Origin of the sequence: Paucibacter hankyongi (assembly GCF_037482915.1) — a bacterium.
GTDB lineage: Bacteria > Pseudomonadota > Gammaproteobacteria > Burkholderiales > Burkholderiaceae_C > Paucibacter_A > Paucibacter_A hankyongi.
In genome coordinates this window covers 85,496-100,031 of sequence record NZ_JBBHJX010000006.1, presented here as the reverse complement: position 1 = coordinate 100,031, position 14,536 = coordinate 85,496, and the positions used below count along the sequence as shown (strand labels likewise).

Below are 14,536 nucleotides of genomic sequence, written 5' to 3'. Positions count from 1 at the left end.
CCGAGTTCGGCGCCGGCCGCCCGGCATTCGGGTTCACACCGCCAAGCGGTCCGGCGCGGGCAAAAACAGCTGCTCGAACTCCTTCGCCGGCAACGCCTTGGCGAACAGATAGCCTTGCGCAAAGTCGCAGTTGATTTGACGCAGCAGGTCTCTTTGTGATTCGGTCTCGACGCCCTCGGCGATGACCTGGATGCCGAGCTTGTGTGCCATCACCACGATCGCCTCGCACAGCGACAGGTCATGGGAGTCGGGCGCCAGATTGCGGGTGAAGGACTGGTCGATCTTCAAAAAATCGACATCGAGCTTCTTCAAATAGGACAGCGATGAATAGCCGGTGCCAAAGTCGTCGATCGCCACCTGAACCCCCTGGTCGCGGTAGTTCAAGAGCCGGGCGGTGACACGCATATCGGTGTCCATCAACACGCCCTCGGTAATCTCCACGACGATGCTGCTGCCGCTCAAGCCGACCTGCTCCAAGAAGCTGAGCCAGTCTTCCTGATGATGCCGGTCCGCCAGGAACTGCACCGGCGACTTGTTGACGCTGATCTGGAACTCGGCGCCCAGCCGCTGCTTCCAATCGACGATTTGCTCGATGGCTTGGCGCATCACCCAGGCCCCGATCGGATTGATCAGGCCGGTCTCTTCGGCGATGGGGATGAACTGATTCGGCGGGATCTGCCCCCGCGTCGGATGCTGCCAGCGCAGCAAGGCCTCGGCCTTGCGAACTTCACCACTGGCCAGGTCAATGATGGGCTGATAGCGCAGCTCCAATTGACCGGCGCTCAAGGCGTGGCGCAGATCGCTGGCCAAGACCATGTGCAGCAGGGCATCGTCCTGCATGGTGCGGGTGAAGAAACGGAAGCAGTGGCGCCCCTGAGCCTTGGCGGCATACATGGCCTGGTCGGCATTCTTGGTCAGCTCGATCACCGTCGTCGCGTCGTCGGGATAAATGGCAATGCCAATGCTGGCCGACACATGCAACTCCGCGCCGCGCAGCAAATACGGCATGGAGACTCGCTCGATGACCTTTTGCGCCAAGGCGCCGATCACGGCCAGGTCATGCAGTTCCGGCAGCAAGACGGTGAACTCGTCACCGCCGAGCCGGGCCACGGTGTCGCAGTCGCGCACCGAACCCTTGATGCGCAAGGCCGCCTCCACCAGCAATTCATCACCGACATCGTGACCCAAGGTGTCATTGACCTCCTTGAAGTGATCGAGGTCGATGAACAGCACCGCGACGCGTTCCTCGTCCCGCTGTGCCTTCTTGATCAATTGTTCAAGCCGGTCATGGAACAGCTGCCGATTTGGCAGATGGGTCAGGCTGTCGTAGTTGGCCTGCATCCAGATCTTTTCTTCGACCGCTTTCAGGGCGGTGATGTCGGTATGGGTGCCGACCATGCGCAGCGGCTGCCCCTCGGCACTGCGGCTGACCACGCTGCCGCGCGCATAGATCCATTTGTAGTCGCCGTTCTTGCAGCGCAGGCGGTACTCGGCCGCATAGGACTCGCTGCGGCGCTGCAAATAGTCGTCCAGCGCCTGTTGCAGCCGGGCTTTGTCTTCAGGATGGATCAGCTCCAGCCAGGTCTGCTGGGTCGAAGGAAACTCGCTCTCGACATAGCCCAGCATTTCCAGATAGCGCGGTGAGTACTGCGCTGCCTCGGTTTCCAAATTGAGATCCCAGACGCCATCGCCGGCACTCTCAAAGGCGCAGCGCCAGACGAACTCGGCCTCCTTGCGGGCGCTGATGTCATAGAAGTTCACCACCACCTTGTCGATGCGCCCCTGCGCATCCAGATCGGCAAAAGCCGAGACCGAGACCCAGGTCAATGACTGCTTGCCCGGCTTCTTGATGGCGAACTCCATATCCCGCAGCGGTTCGCCGTTTTGCAGCACCAGGCTGACGGGGTACTTCTCGGGACGCAAAATCACGCCGGCCGGATCCAGAAAGCACCAGGTCGGATCCACCGCCATGCGGCCCTGCATCTGCTCATCGCACAGGCCCAAAATCTCGGCGGCGCGGGTGTTGTTGAAAATGATGCGGGTGTCGGCCGCATGAACCACGATGCCGGCATCCAGCTTACGCAGCAAATTGAGATGCTGCGCTTCTGCATCCATCAAGGCCTGGTGCTCGGCCCGCAAGGCCCCCTCTTTCGCCTGCATCAAGGCAATGAAGCCGTTCTGCTGCTCCATCGCCATATGCATCTGGCGCACCAGCTTGAACAATGAAAAAGCCAGGGCCGCGACCAGGGCGCCCAAGATGGCGGCCTGGGCACGCCACTGCCCCAACTCCGCGTCTCGCGCCAGTCCGACGTTGACCAGATAGCCATACTTCTGGCTGCGCCGGTAAGAGTAGCTGCGACTCAAGGGATCCACACTGGAGCCGTCGCTGATATAGCTACCCTCGTCGGGCTTGAGTCGCAGTACCTGCTTGAAGGGGTCAGCCAATGTTTGCGACCCAACGGGAATAGGATTTTGATAACCAAAGGTCTGGCGCGCCATCAAGCCCATATCTCTATCACGCAAGGCGATCGAGCCGCCGGGCGCCATCTTGATCTGCGCCAGCATCTGCTCCAGTTCTGGCAAGGGAATGGAGGCGTAGACCGTGCCTCCGAAGCTGCCATCGGCCTTCTTGATGCGACGCGCAAAGGTCCACAGCCAGCGTTTGTCGATGCGCCCAATCACCGGCTTGGCGACATAAAGGCCCAGACCGGCGTCATCGCGCAAATGAACGAAAAACTCGCGGTCCGCCATCGAGGCCTTGGTGGTGGAGGCGTCCAGGCCGTAGACCACCTGACCCAGCTCATCGGTGGCGCGCAAAAAAGCCACATGGGGCAGGCGTTGCTGCTGGCGACTCAGCAGCGCGTCAATGGCCTGCTTGTCCGGTGCCCCGCTGACCTGCTGATGCTCGATCTCGTCCACTGCCGCCTGCAGGGCCACGTCCAGGGTGTTGATCAGCCCGTCAAACGTGCCCTCCAGCGCCCGCGCCAAATGCTGCGTGCCGCTGTTCAAGCGGGACTCCATCTCCTGGCGCAGATGCCAGATGGCAAACAGCGCGGCCAGCAAGGCGATCAGCACAATTAAGCTGGCGCCGGCGTAGAGCCGAAAAGCCGGAAATTTCCCCTGCTGAGGCTGCGTTTCGCTTGCGCTTGCGCTTGCGCTTGGGCTTGGGCTTGCTTGGATGTCCATGAAGTCCAGACGGTCAGGGCTGCCTGATGATGCTTCCAGCATATCCGCTAACGCAGGGCCTCGGTGTCAGGCCCGCCCCATTTTTCGGGGGGCACATCCGGGTCGCCGATGCTGTCCCGGCTGCGGGTACAGTCGCGCAATCCTGTGCGCCGCGCATGGTGCCGCAACCGGCCGTTCGACCTGGAGGGCCTTCAGCCGACGCAAAGCGGGCCCCGTTTGTTCCTGCAAGGAAATGCCGATGCCAGATCTGCCAGATCGGACCACTACCGAGCGATGGGCCACGCCCTGCCGCAACTGCGGCGCGGAACTCGCCGCGCCCGACTGGGACTATTGCCCGCGCTGCGGCCAGGAAACCAAGCTCGAGCTGCCATCGGTGGGGGAGTTTTTGGCCCATACCGGCGGGCGGCTGTTGGCGCTGGACGGTCGCCTGGGGCGCACGCTGTGGCATCTGGCCGTCAAACCGGGGGTGCTGGCCCAGGCCTATCTGGCCGGAAGGCGGCGCTACTTTGTGCGCCCAGCGCGGCTGTTTTTTGTGCTCTCGCTGCTGCTGTTTGCGGTCTTGCGCCTGACCGCCGACAACCCATCGGAGGACAGTGCGGCGGGCAACACGGAGCAGCAACAGCCAACGCCCGCTGCCGCTTCGGCGGCCTCTGCCCTTGCCCCAGCTGCCGCCACGCCCGCGGCCTCCAAGCCCCGCCCGCCGGCTTCGGGCCCGACGATCAGCGATAACTGGCTGGAAATTCTCGAAGACGCTCCAAAACCGATTGCCGACCCCTTGCGCAAGCGGGTGCTGCATTACAAGGGATTGAGCCGCGCCGAACGCCTTCAGCAGATCAACGCCGGCTCGCTGCGCTTGGGCCCCTATGTGCTGTTCGCCCTGCTGCCGGTCTACGCAGCGCTGATGCAGTTGGTCTACCTGGGGCGCAGCAAGCGCTACCCACAACGCCCCCGCCGCTATGGCGAGCATTTGGTGCAAGGCGCTTATCTGCATTGCAGCATCTTGCTGGCTTGGATCCTGGCCTTGCTGTTTCCCTGGGGCTGGCCACGGCTGGGGCTGAGCCTGTGGTTGCTGATCTACCTGTGCCGGGCCCAGTACAAGGTCTATGGCGGGTCGGTCTGGGGCACCCTGCTGCGCATCCTGTTGGTGGCATTCCCCTATATGTTCTGCGCCTTCATGATTTCGCAGGTTCTGCTGCCCATGGTGGCCGCCTTGCTGTGAGTCAGGCAGCTTGCAGACCGCCGCCGCGAGCGGCAGCTTCCGTGGCCGAAAAGCCTCTGACCAGCAAGGTCAGGCTCAACACCAGCAGCGTCACGGCGATCGGGGCCAGCATCAGGGGGTTCATCGGCTGCATGAAGAGCACCGAAGAAATGCCCAGCATCTGAATGGGTGCGGCCACCAGGCCGATCGCCGGGACGATGCGCGGCACCAAGTTGGAACGGAACAGGGCCAGGAAGAGCACGAAAATCGAAGTGCCTCCGACCAGCTTGTCAATGAAGTGGATGCCGTGGCGGGCGGCCCCGACCATGCCGCGCATCAACTCGAACAGCGCCGGGTCCAGCCCCGAATTCTTCGCATGCTGCAGGCTCAAGGCGCGCATGGCCAGGAAGTTCGCCTGCTCCACCGCATTGGTCGCGACGACGATGGCAGTCAGCAAGACATAGGCGAGCGCTAACGAAGGGCTGCTACGGCGCAGGATGGGCCAGGCCAGGATGGCGATGGCCATCATCATCAGGCTGGTCACGACAGCCAGGAGGGCGCTGAAGGCAAACAGCGAGGGCATTTGCGCACCGTTTTGGAGCCAACCCGGCTCAGCGAAGATCGGCGTGCTCAGGCCGAAGTTGTTCCATAGGCCCAGCAGCAAGGAGAGCAGCAAGAGCCCGCCGATCAAGCGGCCGGTTTGTTTTTCGGTGTTCATAAGAAGCCTTTCATTGGGTCAATGTCTGCATCATCTGGCGGGCAGCCGGCTCAAATGACGCCCATCCGACGAGCCACGCTGGCATCCGATGAAGCACGCCGGCGAGTGATCGCCGCAGCGGCGCAGCAGCGACTCCCTCAGGGCTCCGAGCCATTTGTCTACCGCTGCCTTGCCCGACGCAGCCAAGCGCCCAGGCCGGCGCAGAGCAAGATCACCAGCACGCCGTCCGCGCTGGGCGAGAACAGCCAGGGCTGCGCACTGGACTGCGACAGCCCGGAGGCAAAGGCGGCCTGCGCGCAGATATTCATGCCCGCATGCAAGGCGAAGGCCGGCCACACCGAGGGCCAGCGCAGAAACAGCTCCATGTATAGAAACTGCATGGCCAACACCCCCAGCAGCAAGCGCGGCGCCAGCGTGCTCAAGGGTTCGACGGTGTAAGCCTGGGTCAGCACCTCAAGATAGGGCAGGTGCCAGCCAAACCAGACCAGGGCACCCAGCCCGAGCACGCTGCGATAGCGCAGCCGCGCCAACAGGCTGGGCAGCAAATAGCCTCGCCAGGCCGACTCTTCCAAAATTGCAAACAAGGCAATGCTGAGGCTGGCCACCAGCAATTGCGCCGCTGGCATGGGCTTGGGCGCCCAGGCCAGCCCACCGAAGACCATGCCGGTCGCGATCAAAGCGGCCACCGCGGCGCCCGCCAGCAGACCCACGGCCAGCGCGGCACGACGGGTGTGGCGCGCGCCGCGCAGCGCAAAGAACCGCCGCTGGCGCGTGGCGGGGTCGAGGCGCCTAAAGACCAGTGCCAGCAGTGCCGGGGCCAAAATCCACAGCAACATGCCGCTGCTGCCGCCGGTCTCACTCAGGCCGTTCACCTGCGCGGCATCGATGCCCCAGCGTCCGACCACACCGGAGCCGAGGGCCAGCCCGGAGAACAAAAAAGTTAGCAACAGTCCGCGGGCAGGCATGGTCATGAAAGCTCGTGTTCGGTTGAAAACCCGGCTGCTATCGCCGCACTCGGCGCGGGCCAGGCCGCCAAAGTCGCCCAGTGTGCCCGCAGAACCGGCGGCTGCCAAAAGCCAGCCCCCGCCCGGCAGCCGATACGAAACATATGCGTATCGCATAAACTTGACGGCATGGGAATCGTCAAAATTTCAGAAACCATGCACGAGAGCCTGCGCGTCGCCAGTGGCGCCCTGTCTCGTTCGATCAATGCACAGGCCGAGCACTGGATGCGCATCGGCATGTTGGCCGAGCTGTATCCGGACCTCGACCACCGCGAGATCAGTCAGCTGCTGATTCGCGCCGAACAGAACGGCGGACTCGACCTGGCCAGCCTCGCCGGCCTCGCGGCGAACCATTCGCCGGCCACCCCGAATGCGCCGCGCGCCGGCCGAAAGAGCATGCAATGATGAAAAGCGACGTCGTCAAAATCCGCAGCCCGGAAGAAATCGCCAAGGCCCGCGAAGCCGGTCATCTGGCCGCCCAGGTGCTGGCCATGATCCTGCCGCACGTCAAACCCGGCGTCAGCACCGAGCAACTCGACAAGCTCTGTCACGATTTCATCGTCGATGAGTTGAAGGTCACGCCGGCCAATATTGGCTATCACGGCTATCCCAAGACCGTTTGCAGCTCGGTCAACGAGGTGGTCTGCCACGGCATCCCATCGCCCAGCAAGATCTTGAAGAACGGCGACATCGTCAATATCGATGTGGCCATCATCAAGGACGGCTGGTTCGGCGACTGCAGCCGCATGTACTTTGCCGGAGAGCCCAAGATCGCCGCACGCCGCCTGGTCAACACCACCTATGAGGCCATGTGCGCCGGCATCCGCAAGGTGCGCCCCGGGGCGACGCTGGGCGATATTGGCCATGCCATTCAAAGCGTGGCCTACCGCGATGGCTATAGCGTGGTGCGCGAATACGGCGGCCATGGCATCGGCACGATTTATCACGACCAGCCGCATGTCAATCACTTCGGCCGGCCGGGCGAAGGCATGGTCTTGCAAGAAGGCATGATCTTCACCATTGAGCCGATGATCAACGCCGGCAAGGCGCAGATCAAAGAGAAACCCGATGGCTGGACCGTGGTCACGCAAGACCGCTCGCTGTCCGCACAGTGGGAGCATATGGTGGTGGTGACCAAGGATGGCTTTGAAGTGCTAACGCCTTGGCCAGACGGCCTTGGCAGCTACCCGGCCATCGCTTAAGACCAGGGGGCCAGTCGGCCTCAGTTCGGCAGCATGGCCAACATGGCCGCTTGCGTGACCTTGTCGCCGTCCATATCCGCCCCGGCATTGGCGGCCACCAGCACGCCCAGGCCGGTCTCGGGGAACAGGGCCACCAGCGCATACCAATTGCCATCGGTGCCGCCGTGCAGCAGCACCGGGCCTTTGCGGCCTGCCAAGCTGGCTTGCAGGCCCCAGCCCAAGTTGCCTTCACCGCCCGGCAGGGTGGACTGCATCAAGCGATAAGACGCCGGGCTGAGCAGCTTGCCCCCGCCCTTTTGCGCCGCCAATTGGTCCAGGCAAAAGCGCGCCCAATCCCGCATGCTCATATGCATATTGCCGGCCGGGGCGAACATCAGCGGGTTGCTGTCGCTGGGTTTGGTGATCGGCTTGCCTTGCACATGACCCGAGTTTTGGCCCGTCTTGGCGTCAAGCGATGTGGGGCCGTAGCCAGCATGGCTCATGCCCAAGGGCGCGAAGACCTCGCGTCGCATCAAGTCCTCAAACGTCTTCTGAGTCACACGTTCGGCAATCGCTGCCGCGATCACGAAGCCGGTATTGCTATAGCTGAACTTGCTGCCCGGCGCAGCCACCGGCGCTTCGCTCAAGGCCCGGCCGATATAGGCCAGGCGCTGCTCGGGCAGCGGCCGGCTGTCCTGATAAAAGGCCTCGAAATACTTCTCGTCGCTGTAGTTCTCCGGCAGGCCCGAACGGTGCGACAGCAACTCGATCAGGGTGACGCCTCGGTACTGGGCATTCATCACCGGCAACAAGTCGGGCAGCAGGCGCTCCAAAGGGGTATCCCAGGCGAGCACGCCTTGGTCCACCAACTTGGCCAGCAGGGCCGTGGTGATGGGCTTGCCGGTAGAGCCGGTCAGCCAAACATCGTCCAAGCCCACAGGCGCCTGGCCATCATTGCGACGCACACCCTGCGCCGCCTCTTGAACCATCTTGCCGTCCTGCAAAAGCACGGCCGCCAGGGCCGGCGTCTTGCTGCCTTCCAAGGCTTGGGCAAGGACTTGCTTCAGGTCGAGGGCGGCCGGGGCGGCGGTTTGCGCGGCTGGGGTCTGAGCCTTCTGGGCTTGCGCGGCGGGCAGGGCCGCGATCATCAACAAGGACGCCGCGATGGCGCTGAGCGTGCGGGTGAAAGACATGAAACTTCCTTTGGGAGCGGGGCTGAAGAGCGTATGGGCGGACATGCGTCCTGGCCTCATGACTACGCAGAACTCGTGCCATGTGAACTACCGCGTCGCTGGCATTTCAAATCAAGCACTTAGCTTCTGGAACGCGACTCAAGGCAAAGGCCGGGCACTGTCCGCGGACAGCGGCGGACAGGGTACGGACAGCGGACAGCCAAAAGAGTGGTAGATCAAGCCACAACTGCCAGGCGCTTGGACAAGGCCGAGCCACGCGCCAACAGAAAGCTGCGCAAGCGCTGCCGATAGTTCGGCCCCACCGCGGCCAGCACCGAAGGCCTCTGGGCCAACTGCGCACGCCAAAGCTGCAACTTCGGCAAGCCGGACCAGAAGCCGAAGTCCGCAGCACCTTCAAGCTCGTCAAACACCTCAAAGTAGCGGAACATCGGGCCGAACACCGCGTCGACGATGCTGAAGTCCGCGCCGGCGAAAAAGGGCCCGCTGTCGAGGGCTGCCTCCAGCTGTTCAAAGCGACGACGGATGTCTGCGGCGCTTTGGCGCAGTTTGTCTTCATCGCCTGCGCTGTAGAAGCCGGCTATCGCATTCAAGAGCGCGGAGCCGAACTCCATCCAGGCCCGATGCCGCGCCCGCAGCAAGGCATTGGCCGGATGCAGCCGTGGCAAGGCGGTGTCCTCCAGGTATTCGCAGATGACAGCGGACTCGAAGATTGCCGTGTCTTCGCCCACCTGCAGCACCGGCGTCTTGCCCAGCGGCGAGAGGCGCAAGAACCAGTCCGGCTTGGCGGCCAGGTCGATGTCCCTCCGCTCAAAGGGCAAGCCCTTCTCGGCAAGCACGATGGCGACGCGCTGCACATAGGGGCACAAGGGGTGCGATACCAAGAGCAGCGGCGCGCTCATTGCTCGGCTCCCGCCCATGGCAGCGGTGCACGCTTGAGGGCCAAGGCGCCATCACCCTGCAAGGCCAGAGCAATCGATGCCGCGATCAGGAACACCGGGTACTCCCAGCCGCCGCCGGCGCTGGTGTGCACCCAGCCATTCGGTAGATGCACCCAGGCGGCCACGGCCATCACCGGCACCAGGACCAACGCCACTTGCCGCGCATAGATCCCCAGCACCAGGGCCAGCCCGCCGAGCAACTCCGCCGCGAACACCGGGTAGGCCAAGAAGCCGGGAAAGCCGATGCTGACGAAGTACTGCGCCGTGCCCGGCAGCGTGAAGACCCAGAGCTTGAGCAAGGCATGCGCGATCCACATGCTGCCCAGGCTGAGTCGCAGAAGAGTGATGCCCAAAGGGTTCAGGTTTGCATTGGGCGAGGCGGTGTTCAACATCAGAGGCTCCATCGTCGAGTGAGGATGAGCCCAATGTAGGATTGCCAAATAGAAACCGGAATAGCCAGTTCTACAAAGCATGATTGCAAAAACGCAATACTCAATGACGCCGACCGATCTGGACGTCTTGCTGGCCCTGGTGCGCGGCGGCACGCTGGCCAAGGCCGGCGAACGCCTGGGCGCCGATGCGTCCACCGTGTTCCGCGCCTTGCAGCGCATAGAGCGGGGTCTGGGGCGCAGCTTGTTTGAGCGCAGCCGCAGCGGCTATCTCGCCAGCGAGCTGGCCACGCAGCTGGCCGAGCATGCCGAACAAATGGAAGCCACGCTGGAGGCCGCCCGAGCCTCGGTGGAGGCGGCACCGGCGCAGATCTCCGGCACGGTGCGCATCTCCAGCACCGACACCGTCTTGCATGCATTGGTCGCGCCCGCCTTGCAGACCCTGAAGGACAGCCACCCCTTGCTGAACTTCGAGCTGCACACCGGCAATGAGTTGATCAGCCTGACGCGCCGCGACGCCGACATCGCCGTGCGCGCCACCAAGCGCCCGCCGCCGCATCTGGTCGGGCGCCAAATCGGGCCGATCCGCGTGGCGCTGTATGCAGCCAAGCGGGGCGGCGTGCGCGACTACGCCGATGTAGAAGCCGGCCGGGCCGATTGGGTCGCCCCCGACGACGCCTTGCCCGAGCACCCCTCGGTACTCTGGCGCAAACGCTACTTTCCCAAGGCCACCCCGCGCTGCCGGGTGGGCAGCATCCTCTCGGTGTTGGAGTTGGTGGCGCTGGGCCTGGGGGTTGGCATCCTGCCGCTTTTCCTCGCTGAAGGGCGCCGCGATGTAGTCCGCTTGACCGAGCCGCTGGATGAAGCGGAGACCGAGCTGTGGCTGCTGACCCACCCCGAGTCACGCCATCTGCGTCGCCTGGCCACGGTTTATGCCCATCTGGGCGAGCATCTGAGCCTGCCCTGACTCAACTGCCCGAGCGAGCTGGCTCGGCCTCACCGCTTTCAATCGCCCGCACGATCTGCTCGCAGTGGCGATGCGTCTCCAAGGCATCTTCGGCCCAGCTGGGGTCGGGCGTGGGCGCTTGCAGCGCGGTAAAAAACTGCTCGATGATGGCTTCGAAGCCGCGCCGCCGCAGCACAGGCTCCCAATCCCCGAAGCCATGGCGCTGCTCGCGGCCCCGGATGGTTTCGCTGGCCTGATTCAGGTCTTCGATGCGCCAGCTGCTGCCGGGGCTCATCAGCTCCAGCGTTTCTCGGCTGGCGCCACTGTCGCGGTCCATCACGCCAATGCCGGTGAAGCCCGGCGCCTTGAACTGCACGCTGACATGGTGCAGCAGGCCGCGCTCCATCCGCGCCGACACCACCGGCGCGGCCAGCGGCTCCGGCGCCAGAAATCGCAAGGTGTCGACCACATGGATGAAGTCGTCATAGATGAACTCGCGCGGCGCCGCCGGCTGGCCGATGCGGTGCTTTTGCAGCAGCGCCAGATGGCGACCCGGCAGGGCCAGCAAGCCCCGATAGAGCGGCGCGCAACGCCGGTTGAAGCCCAACATCAGCAGGCGCTGGCGCGCGCGGGCCAGCGCCACCAGTGATTCCGCCTGGTCCAGATGAAAAGCGATGGGCTTGTCGAGATAAACATGCACGCCCTGCTCCAGCAGCGCTGTTGCCACCTCCATATGCGAGTCGGTGCTGCTGTGGACAAAAGCTGCAGTGGGTGCGAAGCGCATCAGCTCATCCACACTCGTGGCCCGGTGTGAGATCCGGTACTCCTGGGCCAGGGCTTGCAGGCGCTCGGCATTGCGCGAGCACAGCACCAGCTCCAAATCGCGGCGCCGGCTCAGCAGCGGCAGATAAGCTTTTTGGGCAATGTCGCCGAGGCCAATGACTGCGATGCGCACGCGAGGCTTGTCCATGTTCAACTCAGCGGCGACGCGCCGCGTGCAAATGGCTGACGATGTTGACGAAGCTGTCCACCCAATAGAGCTGCGGGTGGTCGGCCAGATGCTGGAGCAAGGCCTGGTGGGCCTCTTTGGAAACGCTCAAGTGATCGCCGCCAATGCCATGGAAAGTGATGCTGGCCAGGGTTCCTTGTGCGGCCGCTTCTTGCACGATGGCAATCAAGGCCGCGCCGCTGACGCCGTCTGGCCCTGCGGTGGCTACATCCCAAGGGTCCAGCGCCGCGAGCGAGGCCACGGGCCCGCCGATGCGCGTCTTCATGCCCAGGAACTCGGCCTTCACCGCAGGCAAATAGGGCTGGCCTGCGGCCAAGGGGTCGGTGCACGGGGCGGTAAAAGTCCGCCGCGTCTGGCCATCGATGGCTTGCAAATAGGCATTGGCCAAAACGACCTCTTCGCGCATCTGCGCCACGCTGATGTGGTCCAGATCGCGGTGCTTCGCCACCCAGTCGCGGCCGGGAGCTGAGCGCGAGCAGGGATGAAACAGGGTGTGGTTGCCGAGTTCATGACCGGCGGCCGCCGCCCGGCGCCATTCCGGCAAACGCTGGCTGACAGTGGGGCTGGACAAGGTCAGATAAAACGTGGCCTTCAGGCCCAAGGCATTCAGCGCGGGTAAGGCGTTATCCAGCTGGGACGGCAGCGCGTCGTCATAGGACAGGCTGACCGCCGCTTTGGCACCGCCCGGCCATTGGAAGGCTTCGCTGTGCGCACCCTCGGCACTCAAACCCAGAACCAGCGCCAGCACCCAGGCGCCCCATGGGCCCGCAATTTTTCTCATCGAAGCTCAGCGCCTTTTTTGAATGCCTTGATCCGCCTGCCCGCTGCAAGCCTGCGGATGATAAGCACCCAGAGCCGGTTCACAAGTAGCTCAAGCAGCTCAGGCGGCGTTTTCGGCCAGATGCTCGGCGTCCACTCCCAGAGCCTGCAACAGCAGCGCCGCCACCCGGTCGGAAGACTGCGGGTTCTGGCCGGTGATCAGCTGCCCATCGCGCAGCGCGAATGCTTGCCAGTCTGCGGCGCCTTCGAACTTGCCGCCCAGCTCACGCAAGCGCGTCTCCAGCATAAAGGGCACGACTTCATGCAAGCCGACCGCGATCTCCTCGCTGTCGGTGAAGGAGTTGACGCGCAGGCCGTGAACGATGGACAAGCCGTCGGGGCGCTTGGCCGTCACCAAGCCGGCGGCGCCATGGCAGACCGAGGCGATCAGCTTGCCGGCCGCAAAAGCCTGCTCGACCGCGCGGGTCACACCGGCGTCGGTCGGCAAGTCCCACATGGTGCCGTGACCGCCCGGGAAGAAGACCGCATCAAACTCAAGCGCGTTCTTGTCTTGCGCCTTGGCGGTTTGGCCGATCAAGGCTTGCAGGCCCGCGTCGGCCAAGAAGCGCTCGACGATGGCCTCGTTTTCGCCCGCCGGCTTCAGGCTGCTGGGGTCAATGGGCACCGGGCCGCCAGCCGGCGAGGCCAGCTCGATCGCCACGCCGGCGTCCAGCAAGGCGTAGTACGGTGCGGCCAACTCCTCGGCCCACAGGCCGGTCGGCTTGCCGGTGTTGCCCATGCGGCTATTGGAGGTCAGGATCATCAGGATGCGGGCTGTCTTCTTGCTCATTGGGTCTTCCCTTGCAGGGCGGGTGTCGATGGCAAGACTGTATTGAATGGCATCAGATCGATAAACTGGCCACCAAGCAATTCATTCATTACACCAAGGAATATATGAGTCGCAGCTTTGACCCGGTTCAGCTGGGCAGCATCGAGCTGTTTTGCAAGGCGGCCGAGTTGGGCAGCTTCACCGCCGCGGCCGAGGCGCTGGGCCTGACGCCCGCCGCGGTAAGCCGCTCGATCAGCCGTTTGGAGACGCGCCTGGGCGTGCGACTGTTTGCGCGCAGCACCCGCAGCATCCGCCTGACCGGCGATGGCGAGCTCTACAAGGTGCAGTGCGGTCAGGCGCTGGAGCAGATCGCCGAGGCCGAGCGCGCCATCACCGGCCGCCAGCAGGTGCCCAGCGGCGTGCTGCGCATCAGCGTGGGCACCACCTACGCCCACCACCGCCTGCTGCCGCTGCTGCCTCGGTTCAGCCAGCTCTACCCCGAGATCGAGGTCGAACTGAGCATCTCGAACCGCAATATCGATTTTGTTGAGGAAGGCTTCGACCTCGCCATTCGCCTCGGCACGCCGCCGGATTCCCGCCTGATCGCCCGCAAGTTGGAGGACGCAGCGTTGGGTGTATTCGCCTCCCCCGGCTATTTACAGGCACGCGGGACACCGCAAACCCTTGACGACCTGCAGCAGCATGACTGCATCCAATTCATCCTGCCCAGCAGTGGTCGTTCGATGGGCTGGATCTTTCAAGATGCCCAAGGGCAGGCGCTGGATTTCAGCTTCCGCAGCAGCCGGCGCGTGCATGACGATGTACTCGGATGCCTCAGCTGGGCACGGGCAGGCGGCGGCCTGTTCCAGTTCTACGACTTTGCCGCCGCCGAGGCGCTGCGGCGCGGCGAATTGGTCGAGGTCTTGCAGCCGCTGCGCGGCCGCAGTCGACCGTTTTCCATCCTCTACCCACAAAACCGCCACCTGTCGGCGCGGGTGCGGGTGTTTGTGGACTATCTGGGCGCGGCCCTGGAGCGCTTGGGCAGTTCTTAAGCCGGGTGAGAGGCGGCACAAAGTCACGAACTGGGCAGCCCCTGCGAGACCTGCGCGCGCTGCGCACGGCATCGCCGAGGCAACTTGATCTATGTCAATGCTACAGACCCACACAAGCCCGAACCTCGCGCCCT

The 14,536-nt window shown here is 63.9% G+C and carries 14 protein-coding genes; 5 read left to right on the top strand and 9 right to left on the bottom strand.

Annotation, left to right across the window (positions count from 1 at the left end; genetic code table 11):
- Positions 1 to 33 precede the first annotated feature (33 nt).
- On the bottom strand, positions 34 to 3,075 hold the full coding sequence (locus WG899_RS11310) for a bifunctional diguanylate cyclase/phosphodiesterase (protein ID WP_339595750.1): 3,042 nt from the start codon (positions 3,073 to 3,075) through the stop codon (positions 34 to 36).
- 349 nt (positions 3,076 to 3,424) lie between these two features.
- Here WG899_RS11310 and WG899_RS11305 point away from each other — a divergent pair, with 349 nt between their 5' ends.
- The gene (locus tag WG899_RS11305; RefSeq protein ID WP_339595749.1) at positions 3,425 to 4,405 is read left to right on the top strand and encodes a DUF3667 domain-containing protein; all 981 of its coding nucleotides are present in this window, start codon (positions 3,425 to 3,427) and stop codon (positions 4,403 to 4,405) included.
- A gap of 1 nt (position 4,406) precedes the next feature.
- Here WG899_RS11305 and WG899_RS11300 read toward each other — a convergent pair whose 3' ends face one another.
- Together WG899_RS11300 and WG899_RS11295 are read right to left on the bottom strand one after the other, a co-directional pair.
- Positions 4,407 to 5,102 (bottom strand): DUF4386 family protein, encoded by a 696-nt coding sequence (locus tag WG899_RS11300; RefSeq protein ID WP_339595748.1) that lies wholly within the window; start codon positions 5,100 to 5,102, stop codon positions 4,407 to 4,409.
- Between the two features lie 158 nt (positions 5,103 to 5,260).
- Complete coding sequence (locus tag WG899_RS11295) at positions 5,261 to 6,073, bottom strand: CPBP family intramembrane glutamic endopeptidase (protein WP_339595747.1); 813 nt, start codon at positions 6,071 to 6,073, stop codon at positions 5,261 to 5,263.
- 162 nt (positions 6,074 to 6,235) lie between these two features.
- Here WG899_RS11295 and WG899_RS11290 point away from each other — a divergent pair, with 162 nt between their 5' ends.
- Together WG899_RS11290 and map are read left to right on the top strand one after the other, a co-directional pair.
- A complete protein-coding gene (locus WG899_RS11290) occupies positions 6,236 to 6,511 on the top strand; it encodes a ParD-like family protein (RefSeq protein WP_339595746.1) in 276 nt (91 codons plus the stop codon).
- Positions 6,511 to 7,308, top strand: a complete 798-nt coding sequence (map, locus tag WG899_RS11285; RefSeq protein ID WP_339595745.1) for a type I methionyl aminopeptidase — start codon at positions 6,511 to 6,513, stop codon at positions 7,306 to 7,308. The genes WG899_RS11290 and map overlap by 1 nt, the downstream gene beginning before the upstream one ends.
- Before the next feature lie 20 nt (positions 7,309 to 7,328).
- Here map and WG899_RS11280 read toward each other — a convergent pair whose 3' ends face one another.
- From WG899_RS11280 to WG899_RS11270, 3 genes are all read right to left on the bottom strand, one after another.
- On the bottom strand, positions 7,329 to 8,480 hold the full coding sequence (locus WG899_RS11280; protein WP_339595744.1) for a serine hydrolase domain-containing protein: 1,152 nt from the start codon (positions 8,478 to 8,480) through the stop codon (positions 7,329 to 7,331).
- Between the two features lie 215 nt (positions 8,481 to 8,695).
- Positions 8,696 to 9,379 carry a glutathione S-transferase family protein gene (locus tag WG899_RS11275; RefSeq protein WP_339595743.1) on the bottom strand — a complete coding sequence of 228 codons (684 nt, stop codon included), beginning with the start codon at positions 9,377 to 9,379 and terminating at the stop codon, positions 8,696 to 8,698.
- Entirely contained in the window at positions 9,376 to 9,810 is a 435-nt protein-coding gene (locus WG899_RS11270) for a DoxX family protein (protein ID WP_339595742.1), read from the bottom strand. Before WG899_RS11270 ends, WG899_RS11275 begins: the two co-directional genes overlap by 4 nt.
- A 79-nt stretch (positions 9,811 to 9,889) precedes the next feature.
- Between WG899_RS11270 and WG899_RS11265 the strand changes: the two genes are divergently transcribed.
- Positions 9,890 to 10,774, top strand: a complete 885-nt coding sequence (locus WG899_RS11265) for a LysR family transcriptional regulator (RefSeq protein WP_339595741.1) — start codon at positions 9,890 to 9,892, stop codon at positions 10,772 to 10,774.
- Between the two features lies 1 nt (position 10,775).
- Here the strand turns inward: WG899_RS11265 and WG899_RS11260 are convergent, their stop codons facing one another.
- From WG899_RS11260 to WG899_RS11250, 3 genes are all read right to left on the bottom strand, one after another.
- Positions 10,776 to 11,723 carry a Gfo/Idh/MocA family protein gene (locus WG899_RS11260; RefSeq protein ID WP_339595740.1) on the bottom strand — a complete coding sequence of 316 codons (948 nt, stop codon included), beginning with the start codon at positions 11,721 to 11,723 and terminating at the stop codon, positions 10,776 to 10,778.
- A gap of 7 nt (positions 11,724 to 11,730) precedes the next feature.
- Positions 11,731 to 12,543, bottom strand: coding sequence for a polysaccharide deacetylase family protein (locus tag WG899_RS11255; RefSeq protein ID WP_339595739.1), 813 nt, complete (start codon positions 12,541 to 12,543; stop codon positions 11,731 to 11,733).
- Between the two features lie 99 nt (positions 12,544 to 12,642).
- Positions 12,643 to 13,371, bottom strand: a complete 729-nt coding sequence (locus tag WG899_RS11250) for a type 1 glutamine amidotransferase domain-containing protein (RefSeq protein WP_339595738.1) — start codon at positions 13,369 to 13,371, stop codon at positions 12,643 to 12,645.
- Positions 13,372 to 13,475: 104 nt separating this feature from the next.
- Here WG899_RS11250 and WG899_RS11245 point away from each other — a divergent pair, with 104 nt between their 5' ends.
- Positions 13,476 to 14,402: a LysR family transcriptional regulator gene (locus WG899_RS11245; RefSeq protein ID WP_339595737.1), complete on the top strand. Its 927-nt coding sequence runs from the start codon at positions 13,476 to 13,478 to the stop codon at positions 14,400 to 14,402.
- Positions 14,403 to 14,536: the final 134 nt, after the last annotated feature.